This window comes from Microcoleus harperi Pol14_C6 (genome assembly GCF_036701295.1).
Lineage (GTDB): Bacteria > Cyanobacteriota > Cyanobacteriia > Cyanobacteriales > Microcoleaceae > Microcoleus.
Genome location: NZ_JAUBQN010000018.1, coordinates 100,675 through 120,090, shown reverse-complemented (window position 1 = coordinate 120,090; position 19,416 = coordinate 100,675). Strand labels below are relative to the sequence as shown.

18 protein-coding genes are annotated in these 19,416 nt (G+C 45.8%); 13 read left to right on the top strand and 5 right to left on the bottom strand.

The annotated features are described in order from the left end of the window. Nucleotides 1-849: 849 nt before the first annotated feature. Complete coding sequence (locus QUA27_RS14630) at nucleotides 850-1,062, bottom strand: transposase family protein (RefSeq protein ID WP_333068750.1); 213 nt, start codon at nucleotides 1,060-1,062, stop codon at nucleotides 850-852. Between the two features lie 227 nt (nucleotides 1,063-1,289). Between QUA27_RS14630 and QUA27_RS14625 the strand changes: the two genes are divergently transcribed. The 7 genes from QUA27_RS14625 (at nucleotide 1,290) to QUA27_RS14595 (ending at nucleotide 9,938) form a co-directional block, all read left to right on the top strand. Continuing rightward, complete coding sequence (locus QUA27_RS14625; RefSeq protein ID WP_333068743.1) at nucleotides 1,290-1,550, top strand: hypothetical protein; 261 nt, start codon at nucleotides 1,290-1,292, stop codon at nucleotides 1,548-1,550. Between the two features lie 415 nt (nucleotides 1,551-1,965). After that, entirely contained in the window at nucleotides 1,966-2,172 is a 207-nt protein-coding gene (locus tag QUA27_RS14620; RefSeq protein ID WP_333068742.1) for a hypothetical protein, read from the top strand. A gap of 386 nt (nucleotides 2,173-2,558) precedes the next feature. Further along, nucleotides 2,559-2,741: a CsbD family protein gene (locus QUA27_RS14615; RefSeq protein ID WP_333068740.1), complete on the top strand. Its 183-nt coding sequence runs from the start codon at nucleotides 2,559-2,561 to the stop codon at nucleotides 2,739-2,741. Nucleotides 2,742-2,818: 77 nt separating this feature from the next. Next, nucleotides 2,819-3,262: a hypothetical protein gene (locus QUA27_RS14610; RefSeq protein ID WP_333068738.1), complete on the top strand. Its 444-nt coding sequence runs from the start codon at nucleotides 2,819-2,821 to the stop codon at nucleotides 3,260-3,262. 116 nt (nucleotides 3,263-3,378) lie between these two features. Beyond that, nucleotides 3,379-3,891 carry a hypothetical protein gene (locus QUA27_RS14605; RefSeq protein WP_333068736.1) on the top strand — a complete coding sequence of 171 codons (513 nt, stop codon included), beginning with the start codon at nucleotides 3,379-3,381 and terminating at the stop codon, nucleotides 3,889-3,891. Nucleotides 3,892-4,315: 424 nt separating this feature from the next. After that, nucleotides 4,316-5,098, top strand: a complete 783-nt coding sequence (locus QUA27_RS14600) for a DsbA family protein (protein ID WP_333068735.1) — start codon at nucleotides 4,316-4,318, stop codon at nucleotides 5,096-5,098. A gap of 310 nt (nucleotides 5,099-5,408) precedes the next feature. After that, on the top strand, nucleotides 5,409-9,938 hold the full coding sequence (locus QUA27_RS14595) for a DUF4347 domain-containing protein (RefSeq protein ID WP_333068734.1): 4,530 nt from the start codon (nucleotides 5,409-5,411) through the stop codon (nucleotides 9,936-9,938). Between the two features lie 362 nt (nucleotides 9,939-10,300). On the opposite strand, the gene rpe is transcribed toward QUA27_RS14595, so the two are convergent. Further along, nucleotides 10,301-11,002, bottom strand: a complete 702-nt coding sequence (gene rpe / locus QUA27_RS14590) for a ribulose-phosphate 3-epimerase (protein ID WP_333068733.1) — start codon at nucleotides 11,000-11,002, stop codon at nucleotides 10,301-10,303. A 243-nt stretch (nucleotides 11,003-11,245) separates the two neighbouring features. On the opposite strand from rpe, the gene QUA27_RS14585 reads away from it, so the two are divergent. The 3 genes from QUA27_RS14585 (at nucleotide 11,246) to QUA27_RS14575 (ending at nucleotide 13,790) form a co-directional block, all read left to right on the top strand. Then, entirely contained in the window at nucleotides 11,246-11,620 is a 375-nt protein-coding gene (locus tag QUA27_RS14585) for a hypothetical protein (protein WP_006632079.1), read from the top strand. A gap of 105 nt (nucleotides 11,621-11,725) precedes the next feature. Next, nucleotides 11,726-13,141, top strand: coding sequence for an LCP family protein (locus QUA27_RS14580; protein ID WP_333068732.1), 1,416 nt, complete (start codon nucleotides 11,726-11,728; stop codon nucleotides 13,139-13,141). 220 nt (nucleotides 13,142-13,361) lie between these two features. Further along, nucleotides 13,362-13,790, top strand: coding sequence for a YidH family protein (locus QUA27_RS14575; protein WP_333068731.1), 429 nt, complete (start codon nucleotides 13,362-13,364; stop codon nucleotides 13,788-13,790). Between the two features lie 153 nt (nucleotides 13,791-13,943). Here QUA27_RS14575 and QUA27_RS14570 read toward each other — a convergent pair whose 3' ends face one another. Further along, nucleotides 13,944-14,366 (bottom strand): ribosomal maturation YjgA family protein, encoded by a 423-nt coding sequence (locus tag QUA27_RS14570; protein ID WP_333068730.1) that lies wholly within the window; start codon nucleotides 14,364-14,366, stop codon nucleotides 13,944-13,946. Between the two features lie 78 nt (nucleotides 14,367-14,444). Here QUA27_RS14570 and QUA27_RS14565 point away from each other — a divergent pair, with 78 nt between their 5' ends. Further along, nucleotides 14,445-15,086, top strand: a complete 642-nt coding sequence (locus QUA27_RS14565; protein WP_333068729.1) for a ceramidase domain-containing protein — start codon at nucleotides 14,445-14,447, stop codon at nucleotides 15,084-15,086. 76 nt (nucleotides 15,087-15,162) lie between these two features. Here QUA27_RS14565 and QUA27_RS14560 read toward each other — a convergent pair whose 3' ends face one another. Further along, a complete protein-coding gene (locus QUA27_RS14560; RefSeq protein WP_333068728.1) occupies nucleotides 15,163-16,707 on the bottom strand; it encodes a sensor histidine kinase in 1,545 nt (514 codons plus the stop codon). Beyond that, nucleotides 16,704-17,387 carry a response regulator transcription factor gene (locus QUA27_RS14555; protein ID WP_333068726.1) on the bottom strand — a complete coding sequence of 228 codons (684 nt, stop codon included), beginning with the start codon at nucleotides 17,385-17,387 and terminating at the stop codon, nucleotides 16,704-16,706. The genes QUA27_RS14560 and QUA27_RS14555 overlap by 4 nt, the downstream gene beginning before the upstream one ends. A gap of 143 nt (nucleotides 17,388-17,530) precedes the next feature. Between QUA27_RS14555 and QUA27_RS14550 the strand changes: the two genes are divergently transcribed. Together QUA27_RS14550 and QUA27_RS14545 are read left to right on the top strand one after the other, a co-directional pair. Next, a complete protein-coding gene (locus QUA27_RS14550; RefSeq protein WP_333068725.1) occupies nucleotides 17,531-17,941 on the top strand; it encodes a hypothetical protein in 411 nt (136 codons plus the stop codon). A 158-nt stretch (nucleotides 17,942-18,099) separates the two neighbouring features. Beyond that, nucleotides 18,100-19,377 carry a calcium-binding protein gene (locus QUA27_RS14545; RefSeq protein ID WP_333068724.1) on the top strand — a complete coding sequence of 426 codons (1,278 nt, stop codon included), beginning with the start codon at nucleotides 18,100-18,102 and terminating at the stop codon, nucleotides 19,375-19,377. Nucleotides 19,378-19,416: the final 39 nt, after the last annotated feature.

Genomic DNA, 19,416 nt, shown 5'->3' with positions numbered 1-19,416 from the left:
TAAAAAGCCTAAATTAATACCAAGTTAATCAGGATTGGTGAAACCATATATTTTACAATTGATTTAGGATTGCTATACTATACCCGTGGTTGTTCGCCGTTCAAAACACCCGGCTCTTTCCCCAAAGCACCGTTTGATTAATGGAACACTATTCCGATAGTATTGATAGGCTTTTTTAATCCCAATGTATTAGTTTCAATATCCTTACCCTACGTTTTTACTCTTTTCAAATAACGAGTGAAGTTATTCCTTTAATGAGTGCATTATTCCTACTCACAGTGAAGCTTATTTTACTTAGTTTAAATTTTATTTTAGTTAATTTGAGAATTTAACTGCGCCTTTTAATAAGATATATTTACTACCTTTCAAGCTAGTAAATAATTTAGCTTTTTCCTTAACTTTTAAGGCTTCTGTCGTTTTTTTGTCTATCCTGGCTTGATTTAACTCTTAATACAAAATTTTTGTAAAATGAAATTTGTCCACTGTTACCTCACAATTTGGGGGAAATTTTCGCACTAACTAATGATTTATAATTACCACTCATATCTATACTTACTCATTCTATCTGTTATAACACTTTTTTACCCAATTACCGCATCCATTTTTCTATTTTTGAGTGTGTTCGATATGACACTAGCCCTCCTAGCTTACCCCTATCTAGGTCTAGCAAAAATACAATAAATTTTCCTTGTCTTTTAACCAAACTAATTTTATCTATACCTAACCGTTTGAGTGGATATACATAAATGGGCGTGATGGACTCAGGTATAAACATTACTATTTACCAGACTTATTCATTAGTCGATCCATTATTTTTAACTAGGTTATTAACGTCGCTATAATCGTACATTAGGCACTCATTAGTGCATATTTATTAGTAAAACTTCGAGGTTGGGCTACAAAGCTCAAGGTTTCACTGAAAGGTGTTTCACAATTGTCACACTTAAATTGTCGCCCATTTACTCTTAAAACTATTTCTCGATTCCCCATCGGTAAATCTTTAACTAAATGTTCCTGATTTTGATGAAGACGATGACTACTTCGATCACAGTGTGAGCAGATTGCCGTTTTTGTCTCTACTTGAACTCTCGAAAATTAATGTTCATCTGTTTGCCTGCTGTCTTCTACTCTAACTCCGGGTAGGTTTAGCAATTTGGTCATTATCTTTTTCATAATTAACTTTGATACAAACTATTTACTAAAATTTTAGCTTAGTAAGTACAAAATAGCCACAAATCTAGCTGCAAAAGTGCTAAACCTAAGCCACCGCTGGAACCAAGCCTTTGGGCGTGGGAAAACGATATGTTGGTAACGACGTACTGATGACAACAGCCGTTTTATTGAGGAGCGGAATGATGGGCAACTATCACGTTCTGGTTTGGAGAGCAGTGGAGGAGGCGACTCCTTCACTGACTTTAATTATCGTGAAAAAGGGATTGAAGATGCTAGGGATGGAGCAGCAAAACGGTATCTCTGGGCAAGGGGAATCCGCCTCTAAAGAGGGAAAGCGTGGGGAGAATGCCCCCTCTACTATTGACGATGCACCCTGAGATAGCAAGTGGATTTCGATGAACCATGAATTAGAATCTCCATCCGCGACGGTCGGGGAGTATGCCAAAGCTGTCGAAACAGCCTCATCAAACAAACTACAAAAGGTACTTAGGGCGATCGCGCCACAGAAAAATTCTCCCCCCTCCTCCCCTTTCCCCAACTCATTCACTGCCCGGGCCTTGCGAGTCAGCAAGCAATCTCACGCACTATTCCCCTTCAGCTATCTCCTTTGGGGCTCATGGAAGTTTCCGTAATTTATCTTAACTATAAAACTCAAAACTCAAAACTGTTCACCAGCCCCTATCTCCCTTCAGACAGAGGAAAGCCTTCGTGATTTCCCTTATAATAAATATAAGGTTAACTTCTAAGTACCCTTGTTAAAAATAAATTTTGCAAACAATAGGGGAAAAACTAATGAATAGTCAAGAAAACGCGAACCACACGGACAGCAAAAATCAAGTCACGCTACCAAAATCTAGGGAAATATTGCTCAGTGAGGAAACAGAAAAAGCCCTCGGTCAGCAAAAAAAAGAAGATGCTCAAACTATGCGCGCTGTAGAACAGTTAAAAGAAGAACTTCAGCACAAAATAGATGAAGAATGTCATCACAAGGTAGATTAAAACTAATAGGTTTTTTTGAGGGTGTGGGTAAAATGTGGTGTTGCCCACACTCGCCTTGGGAACGCAGAAGGCAGAATTAAATAAAAAAAATTAAAATATTTTTTTATTACTTAAAAAATCTTGGGTGTATGGTAACCAGTACACCCAAGATTTTTTTTAACATAACTACTTCATTACAACCAGCATAAAAGCTACAAAAAAAATAAGTAGGAAAGTGGCAGTTGCTTCAAGACGGAAAATATTTCTTCCATATTCCCTATTCCATATTCCCTATTCCATTTGTTATTCGTTGTTTCTTCCTAGAGGTAGAGTGCAATGCAGCTCCTGGTTACCTATGATGAGTTTAAGTAAAAAATGTCAAATTAGATACACATAGGTAGAAAACCATGAGCGTTGAAGATAGAGCAAAGGCAACTGGCAATAACATCGCAGGCGCTGCTCAAGAAGCCCTAGGCAATGTTACTGGCGACCCGAAGGATAAAGCAGAAGGCAAAGCCAAGCAGGCAAAAGCTGAAGCTGGTCATGCGATCGAAGATGTAAAAGATGAACTCAAAAAGAAACTAGACTAAGCTTCATACTAATTGAGAGGGTCGAGCAACCTGACCCTTTCAAATATTCAACTTGTTTTCAGAACGGAGGAAAAAAGGTGAGTTTACTGCAGCAGAGTCGCAAAATAATTGCGGGCTTACTATTGGTATTAATGCTGGCTGTTACTACTGCCTGCGCGCCCAGCGTTTCAGCCCAAAAACCGAGTGATGTACCTGGAGCAATTGGTGGCAGTCAGGGTTATTACGCCCAGCTAGAACGGGGCAATACTGCCGCAGGTCAAGATTTTGGTCAATGGGTAACAAAGACGGCTCGTGGCTTGGTTCAGGATGCTTACGTGCGCGACAATAACAAATTGGGAGTTGTAATCACCCCGCAAGTCCGCCCTAATGAAGTGAAAGATTTGGCGAAATCTTTAGCACAAGGTTTTCACCGCAATTTCCCAAATCAGGATGTAAGTGTTTTGGTTTATGCTCCTGATAAAAAACTGATTTTGACTGCTAAGTACGACCAGCAATCAAATCAGATTGAATATAAGTCTTGACCGGGTTAGCAAGCTTAAATGATAGCAGCATGGCGGTTTAATATTCCGCAGTTTTTTGAAGGCGAAACCATCTCAATTTAATACTGAACTGTTGTGTAGATTGGAAGAGAGTTACCATGAGTAGCAGCGATAATTACAAGCGTCAAATCATGAACGATTTAGCCCAGGGCGATCGAGAAATGATGCCGGAGACAACTGGTGAAGATTACGAAAACTTTGACGATTTTGCTCAGAGAACTTCCCCTGCTCAGCGCAAACAATTATTCGGGCGTTCCCTGAATCACGACTCCCTCCCGCCGGCGCAGTTGGAACCGGAATTGCAAAAGGCGATCGCCCAAATTAAGCCAAACGAACTCGACGACGTGGCCCGCGAATTCTTCAAGCATTTGGGCAAGAGAGGATTGGACGATCGCCAATTGGAAAAGCAGCTAGGACTTTCTACCCACCACGCCAGCCGCATGAATGCTGACGATGTTACCAAGCTGGCCTCGTTTACCTATCACAATCACCCAGATATTTTCCGAGAAGTGCTGGCAGAACAGCCGAGTTTGATGAAGTTTTTGGGAAATCCAATTGTTGCTGGTATTTTGGGAATAGTGGCGGCTAAATGGCTCAACAACCGCAAATAATCTCCGGTTCAGCCAAGCCTAAAAGCGGATAATACCTGCAGAAAATAAAAGGACGATCGCCTGGGCGATCGTCCTTTTATTTTTATATCTAGTCCTGTAAAATAACCGCGATCGCGTTTCTAGTGAGGAATTGAGTCCTCATAAGATTCTGAGGACTCAATTCCTCATTACAAACTTTTTGATTGCGGTAGATCGATGAGACATAATACTTAATAAATCCCGCTGATTGAAATCTTAATTATGGCACTCGTAGCTGTTATAGAGATTAACATCCCTTGGCAATTACCGACTACGAATTACCGAGTGCCAATTACTAATTATTGGTCAAAGCTAAAAATAGCTCGACAGCAGTCAACAGCAGTATACCTGACACTCCGCAAAATTAAATGTACGATTAAGTGTTGCCGTGAATCAGAAAAAAAAGATGAACGTATCCACTATTTGGCGAAAACTCCGCAGCCAGCAAGCCTTCTGCTTTGCTGCACTCCTGGTAGGTTGCCTGGTATTTATCGGTTGTTCCCCCGCCCAGTCAGCGGCTGGCAATTCAGTCGATCCCAAGTTGAAAGAGCAAGTCTTGCAGATTATCCGCGAAAACCCGCAAGCAATTTTAGAGTCGGTACAAGCGTACCAGCAACAGCAGCAGCAGTCTCTCAAAGCAGCGCAGCAGTCATTTTTGCAGGAGATGAAAACTAATCCCAAATCTGCTATTGGAGATTCTCCGAGCACGGGATCACCTTCCCAGCAAATTGTACTTTTAGAATTCTCTGACTTTCAATGTCCGTTTTGCGCACGCGCTCACGATACTGTCAAGCAGTTTATGGCAAAACACCAAGAAAAAGTTACTTTAGCTTACAAGCATTTTCCCTTGACTTCAATTCACCCTCAAGCCCTGCCAGCAGCTAAAGCAGCTTGGGCTGCCCAACAGCAGGGCAAATTTTGGGAATATTACAGTGCTTTGTTTGAAGGGCAGAAAGAGTTAGGCGAACCATTGTACGGATCGATCGCCCAAAAGCTCAATCTAAAATTAGATAAATTCAACACCGATCGCAACAGCCCCGCCGCCGAAGCCGCCATTACCAAAGACGTGCAACTCGCTCAACAACTGGGCATTGAAGGCACTCCATTTTTTATTATGAACGGCCAAACTTTCTCCGGGGCGATCGAGCTTTCTGAGATGGAAAGCATTCTCGCCTCTGTCTCGAAATAAGAAAGCCCGCCTGAATAAACAGACCAGAGCCCCGATTTTTTAAAGAAGTCGGGGCTCGAATGCGCGATCGGGTTGATAGCTATATTTACTGACTAATTTTTGCGATTGGGAACAAATTTGCTCCTTGTGTTGTCTTAGTAAGACTCTAAGCTGCTTATGACTTAAGCATTATATCTTGCCTTTTAGAAGCTTTCCCAAACCTAGCTAGTGGATTCAAATGATTATTTGTCAATACTAATTTGAATTCTTTTGGCAAGACGATCGTCGCTTTTAAGCTCCATTTCCTTTGCATCTACGAGGAAAATCGATCATGGAAAAAATTACGCAAATAGTTGTCATTGACCCAACCGTTGAAGATTATCAAAGCCTTGCACCAAGCCCCGAACCAAGGAAAGAGATATTTATACTCGATCGGGCGGGGGATGGAGTCGAGCAAATTACAGAGTTATTAGCTAGCTACAGCGATATTTCCGCGGTTCACATTGTTTCTCACGGCGGGCCTGGCAATTTGCAACTGGGGTCAATTCAGCTAAATTTTGACAACCTAGACGAATATGCCGATCGACTTGGGCAGTGGAAAAAGGCCTTAGCCCCTAGCGCCGATATCCTCCTGTACGGTTGCAGCGTGGCGGCAGAAATCGCCCCACCGATAGCGGGGCGATCGTTTTTGCAACGCCTCAATCAACTCACAGGTGCAGACATCGCCGCCTCCAAAAACCTGACAGGAAGTGCTGCATTAGGCGGCGACTGGGATTTAGAAGTAACAATTGGTTCGATTGAGACACCTTTGGCATTCACCCAAGAGGCGATAGCCAGTTACGATCGTGTTTTAAATACTTTCGCAGTCACCAGCACCAACGACTCCGGCTTAGGCTCGCTGCGAGATGCGATTACCCAAGCGAATGCTACTTTAGGCCCAGATATTATTGACCTGACTGGCATTACTGGCACAATTACCCTCGCTACGACACTGCCAACTATTAATGAAAGCCTTAGTCTGAACGGCCCAGTCGCAGCTAACTTGACAGTCAGCGGCAACAGCTTAGTGCAGATACTTAACACTAATACCGGCCCTGTTAGCATCTCTAACCTCACCTTTGCTAACGGGACTGGTGCCCTTAATAACGCCTTCGGTGTCACCCTGAACCTTACCAACGTTACCTTCTCCGCCAATGTCGCTGGGGCAGGAGGTGCTCTCTTCAACAATGGCGGCACGGTCACAATCACGAATTCTACGTTTACTGCCAATACCGCAACTGCTTCGGGCGGCGGCGCGATCAGGCAGGGTGGCGGTATTGTAAACATTGTTGGCAGCACTTTCACCGAAAATACAGCGACGGCAGCTAGCCAAGGCGGCGGTGCTATCTTGATCGATAGCGGTGCGTTAAACATTACTGGCAGCAAGTTTACTGGCAATAGTTCCCAAAACACCGACGGTGGCGGCGCGATTTACCACAGAGGCGGGGGCGAACTGTTAAGCATTGCCGACAGCACTTTCACTAACAACATTTCGGCGACTGATGGCGGTGCGATCAGAAACGATGTCCAGCCATTAAATGTCACCAGCAGCACGTTTAACAGCAATCGGGCTGCACAAAATGGCGGCGGCATTGTCAACAGTGGCGCGGCAACGATTACCAACAGCACCTTTTCTGCGAACACGGCAACTAACTTTGGCGCGATCAGAAATGGTGGCACGCTGGATCTGAGAAGCAGCACTCTTACTCTCAATAGTGCAACGAACCAAGGCGGTGGCATCTTCAATACCTTGACGGCAAATGTCCGCAACACCATCATTGCTGGGAATACGGCTCCGTTAAACCCCGATGTAGACGGCACATTTACGAGTGAGGGCAATAACTTAATTGGCAACGGTACTGGTGCTGGCTTCACAAACGGTGTTAATGGCGATCTAGTAGGCACTGCTGGCACTCCCATCAATCCGAATCTCGGAGCACTGGCAAATAACGGCGGCCTTACGCAGACGCACGCACTGAATGCAGGTAGTCCCGCGATCGATGCGGGTAACAGCGCGATCGCACCTGCTACGGATCAGCGCGGCTTAACTCGGCCTTCTGGCAGTGCTGTTGACATCGGCGCTGTTGAAGTACAGCAGATTGTGAGCATCACCGCGCCGGATAATTCAGCCGCTGAAACTCCTATCGATCCAGGCACTTTCCGCGTTAGCCGCAGTGATAGCACAGTCGGTAATTTGACGGTGAATCTCGCTATTGATGGCAGTAGCACCGCTGTTGCTGCTGACTACAATCTGGGCAGTACCTTTCCCGTCACTATTCCCAACGGGCAGAGCTTTGTGGATGTGATTCTGACTCCGGTGGATGACGCTATACCGGAGTTGGCAGAAACGCTGCGACTGAACTTGGGAAATGGGAATTATACGATCGCACCGGCCAGCAGCAATGCTACGGTGACTATTGCAGCCAATGACTCGATCGCTTATGCGATCGCACTCACAAATCCAGCGACAGGTTCGTTAATTGAAGGCAACTCGGGCACTAAACCCGTCACCTTCACCGTCACTCGCAGCGGTGGCACGGGGGTAGCGAGTACAGTAAATTATGCGATCGCCGGTACCGCGAGCAACGGCGCAGACTACAATAATATCAATGCTGCGGGGGCTACTAGCGCCACAGGGACGATCGCCTTTGCCGCCAACCAAACAACTAAAACTATTGCTGTGGATGTCTTGGGCGAAACCGCAGTTGAACCTGACGAGACAATTACCGTCACCCTCAGCAACCCAAATTTGACCTCAGCGCCGGAAAGTTCGACTGTCACCACCAGCACAGCCACTGCTACGATCGCCAATGATGACAGCGTTAGTATCTCGATCGATGATGTAGTTGTTACCGAGGGCAATACGGGTAATGCTAGCGCCACCTTTACCGTCTCTCTCTCCGCAGGTTCTAGCTTGCCCCTCACCGTCAATTACGCCACGTCAGACGGTACTGCTAATACTGCTGATAGCGATTACGCCGCGGCCACAGGCAGCCTCACCTTCAATGTCGGGGACACGAAAAAAACCATTACTGTTGCTGTCAACGGCGATTCTAAGTTTGAAACTGACGAAACATTTAACGTCAACCTCAGCACCGCTGTCAATGCGACTATTACTAAAGCGACGGGTATAGGTGTGATCGCAAATGACGATATGGAGTCACCAACTCCGACACCGACACCGACGCCGACGCCAACTCCGACACCGACGCCAACACCGACACCGACACCGACGCCGACGCCAACTCCGACGCCAACACCGACGCCGACACCGACTCCAACGGAAACTCCGACACCGACTCCGACTCCAACTCCAACGGAAACTCCGACACCGACTCCGACTCCGACTCCAACTCCAACGGAAACTCCGACACCGACTCCGACTCCAACTCCAACGGAAACTCCGACACCGACACCGACTCCAACTTCAACGGAAACTCCGACACCGACTCCGACTCCAACTCCAACGGAAACTCCGACACCGACTCCGACTCCAACGGAAACTCCGACACCGACTCCGACTCCAACTCCAACGGAAACTCCGACACCGACTCCGACTCCAACTCCAACTCCAACGGAAACTCCGACACCGACTCCGACTCCGACTCCAACAGAAACTCCGACACCGACACCGACTGCGACTCCGACTCCAACTCCAACGGAAACTCCGACGCCAACGCCAGAAACGCAAGACGAAGATTGCATTTGCAAGCAGATAACCTTTCCCAGCCAGACTGCTATTCGCGGCCCCAATCAAACAAATAGCACCACCAACGGTACAGAAAGCGACGACATTCTGGAGGGTTCGATTACCAATGACAAAATCAACGGCTTAAATGGTAACGACTTGGAGTTTGGCTTCACTGGCAATGACAATATTTATGGCGGATCTTACCTCGGCATCGATCTAGGAAATATAACCATTCTTCCCTCGGCAAAAGATAGCGACGTGCTGTTTGGCAATGAGGGCGATGATTACCTCAACGGGGGTGCTAAAGATGATTTAATTTTTGCGGGCGAGAACGAAGATGTTGTTTACGGTGGCAAAGATGACGACATAATTTTTGGAGACAAACAGAGCGATACTTTAATTGGCGATGAGGGTAACGACACCTTATACGGTGGTACTCTTAACTCTTTAGACATCGATTCTACAGGTCGCGATTTGCTATTTGGCCTCAGTGGCGATGATTACCTGAACGGGCAAGCAGCCGAAGATTCCCTTTCTGGCGGTAATGGAAACGATACAGTGCGTGGCGGCAAGGGTGATGATTTGGCCCTAGGAGATTTGGGCAACGACGTGCTGTTTGGGGATGAGGGCAGCGATACTCTCTGTGGTGGCGACGGAGAAGATACTATGTACGGGGATATTGGCAGCCCTCTGGCGATCGGCTCCGCTGGCAGTCAAGACCAGATGTGTGGTGATTTGGGCAACGATTTGTTGTTTGGCAATGAAGGTCAGGATACCGTTAACGGTGATGCTGGAAACGATACTCTTTACGGCGGCAAGGATGAAGACAGTTTACTGGGTAGTGCTGGGGACGATTGGTTATTTGGAGATGAGGGGAATGATACTTTGATTGGAGGTAGTGGGGACGATCGCTTTATCTTAGGTATCGACTTCGGACGCGAGACTATTTTAGACTTTCAAGATGGTCGCGATACGATCGGCTTGACAGGCGGTTTAAGTTTCTCGCAACTGAGCATTACTTTAGAAAATAATTCTACTTCGATCCGAGTTACCAGTTCCGGTCAACTGTTAGCAACTATCAGCAATGTGTCAACAGGGCTGATTAATGTTGCAGATTTTGCAATTCTGTAAGTAGTTTAACCAAATGATACAGCAGATTCCACATTTATGAAGTACACCCGCCTATAGTTAGCTCGCCGTAGGGACACGGCACTGCCGTGTCCCTACACTTCACAAACCTGGAATACGCTGTATCAAGTCCGATTGCATCTTGCATCGGACTTGATATGAGTCAAAATATACGATCGCCTTTTTCAAAATTTAATTTTCTATGAACTAGCTCGGCTTACTTATTAAGTCAATCGAGCTCCAACCATCATAAGTTTGTAGTGAGGTTCAGTCCTTTCTTAAATCTTTGAGCCAATAAGGACTAAAGTCATCACTACAAACCACTTTGATTATGGGTAATTCGCCGGACACGATCGAATTTTTGATTAGACTGCCGCCAACTCTGGAGTCGGGCGCTTGCTGTTGCGGATACCCTCGATCGCCGCTGCGTAATCATTCGCCTTAAACACAGCAGAACCAGCGACGATCGCATTTGCGCCCGCTTCCAGAACCTGCCAAGTATTATTCCCCTTCAAACCGCCATCTACTTCAATCCAAGGATCGAGGCCCTTGTCGTCGCACATTTTGCGTAACTGACGAATTTTCGGCAAAACAGCCGGGATAAAACTTTGACCGCCAAAGCCGGGATTGACGCTCATAATCAGCACCAAATCGCAAAGTTCCAGCACGTACTCGATCAACTCCAAAGGCGTCGAAGGATTCAGAACCACACCAGCCATTTTGCCCAATTCCCGAATTTGGCCGAGGGTGCGGTGCAAGTGAGGGGAAGCATTATGCTCGGCGTGAACCGAAATAATGTCTGCACCAGCCTTAGCGAAGTCCTCGACGTACTTCTCCGGCTCCACAATCATCAAGTGGACATCGATCACCTTGGTAGTAACCGGGCGAATTGCCTCAACAATCAGCGGCCCGATAGTAATATTAGGAACAAAGCGACCGTCCATCACATCTACGTGAATCCAGTCAGCCCCAGCTCGATCGACCGCCTGAATCTCTTCTCCAAGACGGCTAAAATCGGCTGATAATATTGATGGAGCAATAACAATTGATTTTTGGGATTGGGTCATGGCTAAGTCTGTTCTCCTGTCTGCTGTGCTGTATCCAGTTTATCAAAATACGGGTCTCCGGGTCGAAAAGTTGCCAACGATCGGTCGCCAGATGGGGAGGGCAGAAAAATTTTGCCTCTAACAGACAAGTTTGGCGATCCCCCCAGCCCAGCTCTCAGAATTTTGGTTTAGGATATAAATTTTCCCTCTAACAAATAACTTGTGTGCAAAATCTGACCTTCTGCAAATTTTGAGTAGCGAATTATGAAAAGAACAGATCCCTTAGAAAATCCTGAACTCGATCGTGCCAGTCTGTTTGTATTAATGATCCCAGTCATCGGCTTTTTCCCGGCCCTGTGGACTCTTTACCGCCGTCAGGGCAGCCCCGAACGCAAAGCCGTCAGCCGCTTAGCAATTGCCCTTGCTTTTAGTTGGCTCTTAGGACATATTCTTTTAGAAGCTGGAGCGATTTCTGCGGAATCTCCGACACTTCCCATGTTATTAATGAGTAGCCTGCTAACAACCAGCTATTTCATCGTTGCTCTGGGACTGATGGTTCGCCTCTGGAAGCGTCAACCCCTATGGTTGCCCGGAATTAGCCGCGTAGCCGAGCAAGTAGTGGGCAAACATTTATCATAATTTAGGGTTCTTTTAAGCCCCTACGGTATTGATTGATTGCGTCTTCAGCTTGATACTACATATTGCCATTATCTTTTTTTATTTTTGTTGTGTGTGAGGAAGCCAGTGCCAGCTCAAAAAATTCCTAATCAAGACCCTATCCAACAATCAACTGCTCAACCTTCAACCAAAAAATCTTCCCAGCCCCATCGAGGCCGCTGGCTGGGTTTTGGTTTTGGTTTGGCTGGAGTAGCCATGCTCTCAGCCACAGCCGGAGCGTTGCTAGCGGTGTCCCTTTCCACAACGCCGCTTCAGCAACAAAAGTTGAGCCCTGAAGAAGCAGCAGTATTTTCTCAAGGCGACATGGCAAAGCTCAACATGAAGATGCCGGAGCTGACTCGCCCAGTTAATATTTTAGTTTTAGGACTTAAAGTTCTGAGTTCAGACATCGACGGTCATGCCGATAAGGAGAAGGGATACGAGGTGTGGCAGAACTCTTTCAAGGGGTTAACCGATACCATGCTGTTGGTCAGGTTTGACCCTCAAAATAAAAAGTTAAGCGTGCTTTCCATTCCGCGTGACACCCGCACCTATGTTGAAGGTAGGGGCGAGGTGAAAATAAACGAAGCTAATTACTACGGGGGCCCAGCTTCGTCAGCGAAGGCAGTCAGCGGACTCTTGGGCGGAGTGGGAATTGACCGCTATGTCACAGTCAATATTCAAGGCATAAAAAGCTTGGTTGATGCACTTGGTGGCATTACTATCAATGTCCCTAAAGACATGAAGTATACCGATGAAAGCCAGCATTTATATATAAATTTAAAGGCTGGCAAGCAGAAACTCAACGGCGAACAAATCGTGCAATACTTGCTTTATAGGCACGACGATTTGGGCGATATTGGGCGGGTGCAGCGCCAGCAATTGTTGATGCGGGCTTTTGTGGAACAGGAAGTTAATGTAGGTTTGCTGTCTCGCTTGCCGAAGATTTTGTCGGTGATTCAGTCTCACCTTGACACGAATTTGAGTATAGAAGAATTGGTGGCTTTGGCTGGTTTTGCTACTCAAACCGATCGCGATAGCGTGCAGATGTTGATGGTTCCCGGCAAGTTTAGCGATGCGAAAGATTATAAGGCGAGTTTTTGGTTGCCAGACCAATATGGCATCGAAACTATGGTGGCGGAACATTTTGACTTCGGCCAGAATACTTGGACAATTGAGAATGCTGATGCGACTTTTCTGAAGGTGGCGATTCAAGATAGTACCGGCGATCCATCGGCTGTTGAAGCTTTTGTCAATAATTTGACTCAAGCCGGTTATCGGAATGTTCAGGTTTATAAAGCTTGGCCCGAACCGCTGGAGGTAACTACTCTAGTAGCTCAACAGGGCGATATTAAAGGTGCTCAAGCAATTCGCCAGTTTTTGGGTTTTGGAGATGTGCTGGTTGAGAGTACCGGTTCTTTGCAGTCCGATGTGACAATCAGATTGGGTAAGGATTGGTTGGAGAAAAAGGCTCAGTCCGGCGGGGCGGCTAAGTCTTTTTAAACTAGATTTTAACTGGGGTATTTGTAGGGACACAGCAATGCTGTGTCCTCTTCTTTTGTGTTGGTAGAGATGGGCGCGATCGCTTTTTTGTCGATTTACTGATACTATCTTTTTTGGTGATGATGGATCGCGATCGCAATACCGATACTTCCCTCCCCAATGTGAACTGAAACAAAAATCAACGAGGGAAAGCTTAAGATATTTTATAAAGGTATAGTTGATGCACAAGAGTCCTAAAATAGACCGACAGCGAGAACATCAGGCAAATGAACGCACGTTTCTTGCATGGTTACGAACTTCACTCGCTTTAATTGGTTTTGGGTTTGCCATCAGTCGGTTCAGTTTATTTCTCCGTCAATTTCAAGCTACAGTGACTCAGCAACAAGTTTCCTCCCCTCCCTTCTTCAATTCCGAAACTTTAGGGCTTAGTCTGGTCATTTTTGGAATTGCGGTCATTGCCTTAGCAGCATGGCGTTATAATCGAGTTTTCTGGCAAATTGAGCGAGGTGATTATCGCCCAAATCGTGTGCTAGTTTGGATTCTGACTGGAGTTGTAATGATTTTAGGAACGTTAAGCATTCCGTTGTTGCTATGGCGCGATCGCGGAAATATAGCTCCCACTTCAACTCCTAAAAACTCTCAATTCTAAGTTAACCCGATCGCTTAGCTAAAGTTAAAATAACCGCAACCATATCATCAAGCTTTTGTGCATCTAGATTGTCTATAGCGTTCGAGAGATGGGGAGAGGAGTTGACCATTTTGGGTTTGCTCAGAGAAATATAGAATTTAAATGCAGTACAACTTACAAGCGGAAGCAAGTGAAATGAAGCCATCGCACCCACAACCAACCTAAAAAACTCCCCACAAAATAAGAGATAAAATCTGACCAACTAAAGTGATTTCCCAAAATCAGCCTTCCGGGTAAAGTAGCTCGCATTGCTTGTAAAAACGGAGGTGTCCACAGTTGGAGAAACTCTACTCCGCAGGTAGCTAGACACACAGCTACAGCCCCCCTAATTTGCGAAAATCGTGGCAATATCAGAACTACCACCAAAATCCAAAATACCTCATAAGCTATGCTCCCAAAAGAGTCGTTGAACCATTCCGGTGCAGGGCCGCGAGAAAATCTCACTATGTAACCTAAAGGGATAATCACGATTATACTGATGAGCAGGGCAATTCGATATTTGAAAAAACGGCGATCGGGAGAAATTGGGGAAGTCATTAAATTTGAGACAGGTTTTTTCTTCAATTTTACGCTTTTGCTGTAGTATGGATTCTACTCCCAGAACAGTGACATGAGATGAATGATTACATCGATCTTTACTGCGAACGTATAATGCCTGGTTTATGGAGTGAACCACTAAATGCTGTATCTAATATTTCTTTTCTCATTGCAGCAGGGGCTATTTTTCAATTGGCTCGGCGACAGAAAAAAGTACCCACCGGTATTTGGACATTGATTACTTTAGCCACCAGTATTGGTATTGGAAGTGCCCTATTTCATACATTTGCGACACAATGGGCAAGATTACTAGATGTGATTCCTATTATGCTCTTTCAGCTTGGGTTTTTATGGCTATATAGCCGTCAAGTAGTTAGAATGAAATATGGATATGCAGGAGGATTACTCGTAGGATTTTTCTGGGTCAGCAACTTCAGCAATAAATTTACAAATCTTCTCAACGGTTCTCTTTCTTATGCTCCTGCATTTTTAGTGTTAGTAGGGCTTGGAGTATATCACTATCAGCAGCAAAAGCGTGAGCCATTTGTTCTATTAGCAGCATCGGGGGTATTGCTGTTAGCCCTTTCATTCCGCACTCTCGATCAGGCAATTTGTCCTTACTTTTCAACTGGCACCCATTTTATTTGGCATCTTTGTAATGGTATTTTGCTGTACTTATCAGCAAGAGCATTAATCCTCAACAGGCCTATGATGGACTAGGGATCTATTAACTTTAAAAATCCGAATTAGCCCAAGTCTTAGCTAAGATAACTCGTCCTGCTTCACTGCTATAAGGTTAATCGCGATCGCCCACAGGTAAGCTCAGTATAAACCCTGTTTGACCAAGTATTGCAGCATCTAGTTTGATATCGCCGCCGTGGGCCCGTGCGATTTCCCTTGCTAAACTTAATCCCAATCCCGAACCTTCGATTTTTTGGATCTGAGTGGAGTCACCGCGATGGAAGCGCTCAAAAATACGATCGCGCTCCCTCAAAGAAATATCCTGAGAACTATTGACAATTTTCACAATTACTCTTTTACCCTGACAGTTAGCCTGTAACCTGAGCCAACCCTTCGGTAAATTATATTTAATCGCATTACCAACCAGATTTTGCAAAACCTGCACCAGCAAATCGCGATCGCCCTTGATATATAAGTTAGGAGCAATTGCCATTTGCACCTCTAAATGCGGTGCTAGCAGTTCCATATCTTCGGCAATTTCCGATAGCAAATCCGACATATTCACCTTAACCAAATGTAAACCCATACGTCCGGCATCGGCGTGAGAAAGTAAGAGGAGTTTACGGGTTATTTCACTCAAACGGCGCACTTCATCCAATAAATTACTCAGGGTCTGCTGCACCTCAGAACCAGATTCAACTTGATGCAAAGCCCGTTCTATTTGACCTTGCAAAATTGCCAGCGGAGTCTTTAATTCGTGGGCAGCATCTCCACTAAAACGAGAAGCTTGTTTAAAACTTCGCTCTAGACGTTCTAGCATCTGATTGAACACAAAAATTAATTCTACAAACTCTATATCGGTTGCTCCGTCAGGAACGCGCCGATCTAGCCCCTGTACGGTGACATTGCGAATTGCCATGGTGAGTCGCCCAATTGGATATAGAATACTCCGCGATATCACCCACGCTCCACTGGCCACGAGTAAAAGCACTACGGGAATAGAAATTAGAAAGATATTGCCAATCGATGCCATTTCCCGATCGATCGCTTGTAAGTTAACAGCGATCGCTATTTGAGTCTGAGGAGAATGAATCGCGCCCACACGCCAAACTGCTGTGCTAGTACGCTGGGTTGCTAGTTTAGCTTTGAAAACTCGATGAAAATCAGGTCGATCGAATTGAGGAGGTCGATCGCGCGGGGGTCTTCTTTCTCTCGGTGAGAATGAATCGGGTCGATCGGGAGGTGGTGGATAGGGAGGTGGTGGATAGGGTGGAGGGGGAGGTTCTAATTGAAAAGGTATTCTGGCAGGATCGGGAGGCGGTTGAGGCAGCGATCGCCATAGTGAATTGGCATCAATTCCATCTTGCCACTGGCTCGATCGGTAGAGCAAATTACCATCTCTATCAGTCACCAACAAAGCTACGGTTGTTTCCCCATCATTCATACCCAAAACTGAGGGCAAAGAATCATTATAAACATCCCATTGGGTCGATTGCGGGCGGGTAGATTGGATTAACTGATTCTTGATTTCAGCATCAAGACGCTTGACCTTAGCATCGTAAATCAACCACCACGAAACAATACTAAAGCCAATTAGAGCAATACTTGCTAGAACAGCAGATGATAGAGCAATGCGAAAGCGAAAAGATTGCAATTTCACGATGGGGAATCTGGTTTGCGAAACCGATAGCCAACGCCGCGCACGCTCTCAACCCATCCTGTACCGCCAATCGGTTCAATTTTCTTGCGAATGCGTTGAATACATACATCTACTACATTCGTATTCGGATTAAAATCATAACCCCAGATATGTTCGAGGATTTGAGTGCGGGTGAGTACCCTACCGGGCGATCGCATTAGATATTCCAACAGATTAAACTCGCGGCTTGTAAGTTCTACCGCATGGCGATCGCAAGTAACTTCTCGGAGAATGCGATCGAGCTTAACAGGGCCAACGCTCAGAATATTTTGCCCACCGCCTGAAGCCCGCCGCACCACAGCATAAATCCGAGCAACTAACTCCTCAACAAAAAACGGTTTAGCCAAATAGTCATCAGCGCCGAGATGTAACCCTTCAATGCGATCGTCTAGTTCATTGCGAGCAGTTAATAAAATCACGGGTACGTTGCGTCCCGCCTTTCGTAGATGTTTGAGAATAGATAATCCATCTTTTCCCGGCAATACAATATCAAGCACGATCGCATCGTACTCATTATCCATCGCCCGATCGTAGCCATCATTGCCATTATCGCAGTAATCCACAACAAAGCCTTGTTCTTTCAAGCCCATACAAACAAAATTGGCGATTTTTTCTTCATCTTCAACGTATAGAACATTCATAGATTTACCTATCCGGTTGCGATTATACGGCCATCAGGGAATTACTTAAATTACAAAACTGTAATTCATCAGCACTGTTGCAGGTAATGTTTGGGGAATTTGATGTAGTTATAAACATTTTTAGGTCGGCGATCGTAACTATCATGAAAATTGCTTCACTGCTAGCGTTACCTGCTACAGCCTTGCTGCTGGGATTTAGCAGCTTGACTTTTCCCGATCGAACTACAACTAATTCTAATACTGTACTAGCCCAGAGCCAGCCCGAACCCAATCAAGAGCGCAGACATCCGCCCCGTATAGATTTTGCCGCTGCTGCCAAACAATTAGGAGTTACCGAAGCCGAGTTAATCGAAGCTTTGGGTCTACCCGCCAAACCGCCGGAACCGCCAACGGAAAATAATCGCCCGCCCAGCCCACCGCCCCGTCCTCGTTTAGATATTCCCGGTGCAGCGAAAAAGTTGGGAGTCACCGAAGCAGAGCTGATTAAAATTTTGGGCATTCCACCGCGTCCACCCGGCGATGGTAATTTACCTCAAAATTCGGAAAAACGCTAATTTCTCCACATTACAAAACTGTAATCCTAGGACAGGGATAAATGTCATATTCAACCAACTTAATGATTGTAGAGACTAAATCAAAGGCCGATTGAGAATTCATTTCTTTAGCCTGACAACTGATTCAAACTTAGAAAACTAATCCAGGTAATTACATCATGCCAGCACTATTTCCTAATTCAATCAATGCAGCGGGCAATCCTCCCCAAAATCAAGGCGCACCAGGCAATCCTCCCCAAAATCAAGGCGCACCGGGCAACCAACCTGCTCAAAATCAAGGCGCACCGGGCAACCAACCTCCCCAAAATCAAGGCGCACCGGGCAACCAACCTCCTCAAAACCAAGGCGCACCGGGCAACCAACCTCCCCAAAATCAAGGCGTACCGGGCAACCAACCTCCCCAAAATCAAGGCGCACCGGGCAACCAACCTCCCCAAAATCAAGGCGCACCGGGCAACCAACCTCCCCAAAATCAAGGCGTACCGGGCAATCCTCCAGGGCAAAATCAAGGCGCACCGGGCAATCCTCCAGGGCAAAATCAGGCAGCAGTAGGCAACCAACCTCCCCAAAATCAAGGCGCACCGGGCAATCCTCTTCCCCAAAATCAAGGCGCACAACTTACGAATTCTGCTTTACCTCCCCAAAACCAAACTCCACCCCCTCCGCCAGCTAACAGTATTAGCACCACAGCAGGAAACGACAATATTACCGGAGATAGTTTAGATAACTTTATCCTAGGCAGTAGCGGCACAGATACCATAACTGGAGGATTAGGCACGGATACAATTAGCTATCTTTCCCTTGGCAGCGGCATTACCATTGAGGCTAAAGGTATTGTAGATAAAGGCGCAGGAGGTACAGATACCCTGCAAAATATAGAACAAATAATTGCTCCTTTAGGACAGAGTAATACCATCGATGCTTCTACAGGTAGCGGCACAGCTTCTATTAATGTGGATTTGTCGCAGAATCGTTTGGCGGTTAACAATTTACCCGGTATCGGCACTCTGAATTTTACTGTAGAGAATTTCGTTAATGTGACAGGAACTCCGAATGTAGATGTCCTTACCGGAAACATCCAAAACAATTCCTTAGTAGGAGGAGATGGTAACGATACACTCTCTGGTTTGCGCGGCAATGATACCCTAATTGGAGTAAACCCATTGAGTGCTACACCGGGAAGCAATGATACCGATGTGCTGATTGGGGGTCGGGGTAGAGATATTTTTGTTCTCGGTGATGCCACTAAGAGCTACTATCAGGGAACAGGAGTTGCACTGATTCAGGATTTTCAACAAGGAATCGATCGAATTCAGTTACGTGGCAGCCTTTCCAACTACAATATTGTGGGTAACTCCATCAATTTGGCTGGTACATCTGACCAAATAGCTGTCATTCAAGGTCAGTTTACCCCTGATAGTTTCATATTCGTGTAATATCTATTCCGGTAGCATCGTCGGGTCTCAAATCCAGTC

Bases quoted from the DNA above. Each gene is read 5' to 3' on its own strand.
- QUA27_RS14620 (WP_333068742.1), top strand. From the start codon at position 1,966: ATGAATAGTCAAGAAAACGCGAACCACACGGACAGCAAAAATCAAGTC.
- QUA27_RS14615 (WP_333068740.1), top strand. From the start codon at position 2,559: ATGAGCGTTGAAGATAGAGCAAAGGCAACTGGCAATAACATCGCAGGC.
- QUA27_RS14605 (WP_333068736.1), top strand. From the start codon at position 3,379: ATGAGTAGCAGCGATAATTACAAGCGTCAAATCATGAACGATTTAGCC.
- QUA27_RS14600 (WP_333068735.1), top strand. From the start codon at position 4,316: ATGAACGTATCCACTATTTGGCGAAAACTCCGCAGCCAGCAAGCCTTC.
- QUA27_RS14595 (WP_333068734.1), top strand. From the start codon at position 5,409: ATGGAAAAAATTACGCAAATAGTTGTCATTGACCCAACCGTTGAAGAT.
- rpe (WP_333068733.1), bottom strand. From the start codon at position 11,002: ATGACCCAATCCCAAAAATCAATTGTTATTGCTCCATCAATATTATCA.
- QUA27_RS14585 (WP_006632079.1), top strand. From the start codon at position 11,246: ATGAAAAGAACAGATCCCTTAGAAAATCCTGAACTCGATCGTGCCAGT.
- QUA27_RS14575 (WP_333068731.1), top strand. From the start codon at position 13,362: ATGCACAAGAGTCCTAAAATAGACCGACAGCGAGAACATCAGGCAAAT.
- QUA27_RS14570 (WP_333068730.1), bottom strand. From the start codon at position 14,366: ATGACTTCCCCAATTTCTCCCGATCGCCGTTTTTTCAAATATCGAATT.
- QUA27_RS14565 (WP_333068729.1), top strand. From the start codon at position 14,445: ATGAATGATTACATCGATCTTTACTGCGAACGTATAATGCCTGGTTTA.
- QUA27_RS14555 (WP_333068726.1), bottom strand. From the start codon at position 17,387: ATGAATGTTCTATACGTTGAAGATGAAGAAAAAATCGCCAATTTTGTT.
- QUA27_RS14550 (WP_333068725.1), top strand. From the start codon at position 17,531: ATGAAAATTGCTTCACTGCTAGCGTTACCTGCTACAGCCTTGCTGCTG.
- QUA27_RS14545 (WP_333068724.1), top strand. From the start codon at position 18,100: ATGCCAGCACTATTTCCTAATTCAATCAATGCAGCGGGCAATCCTCCC.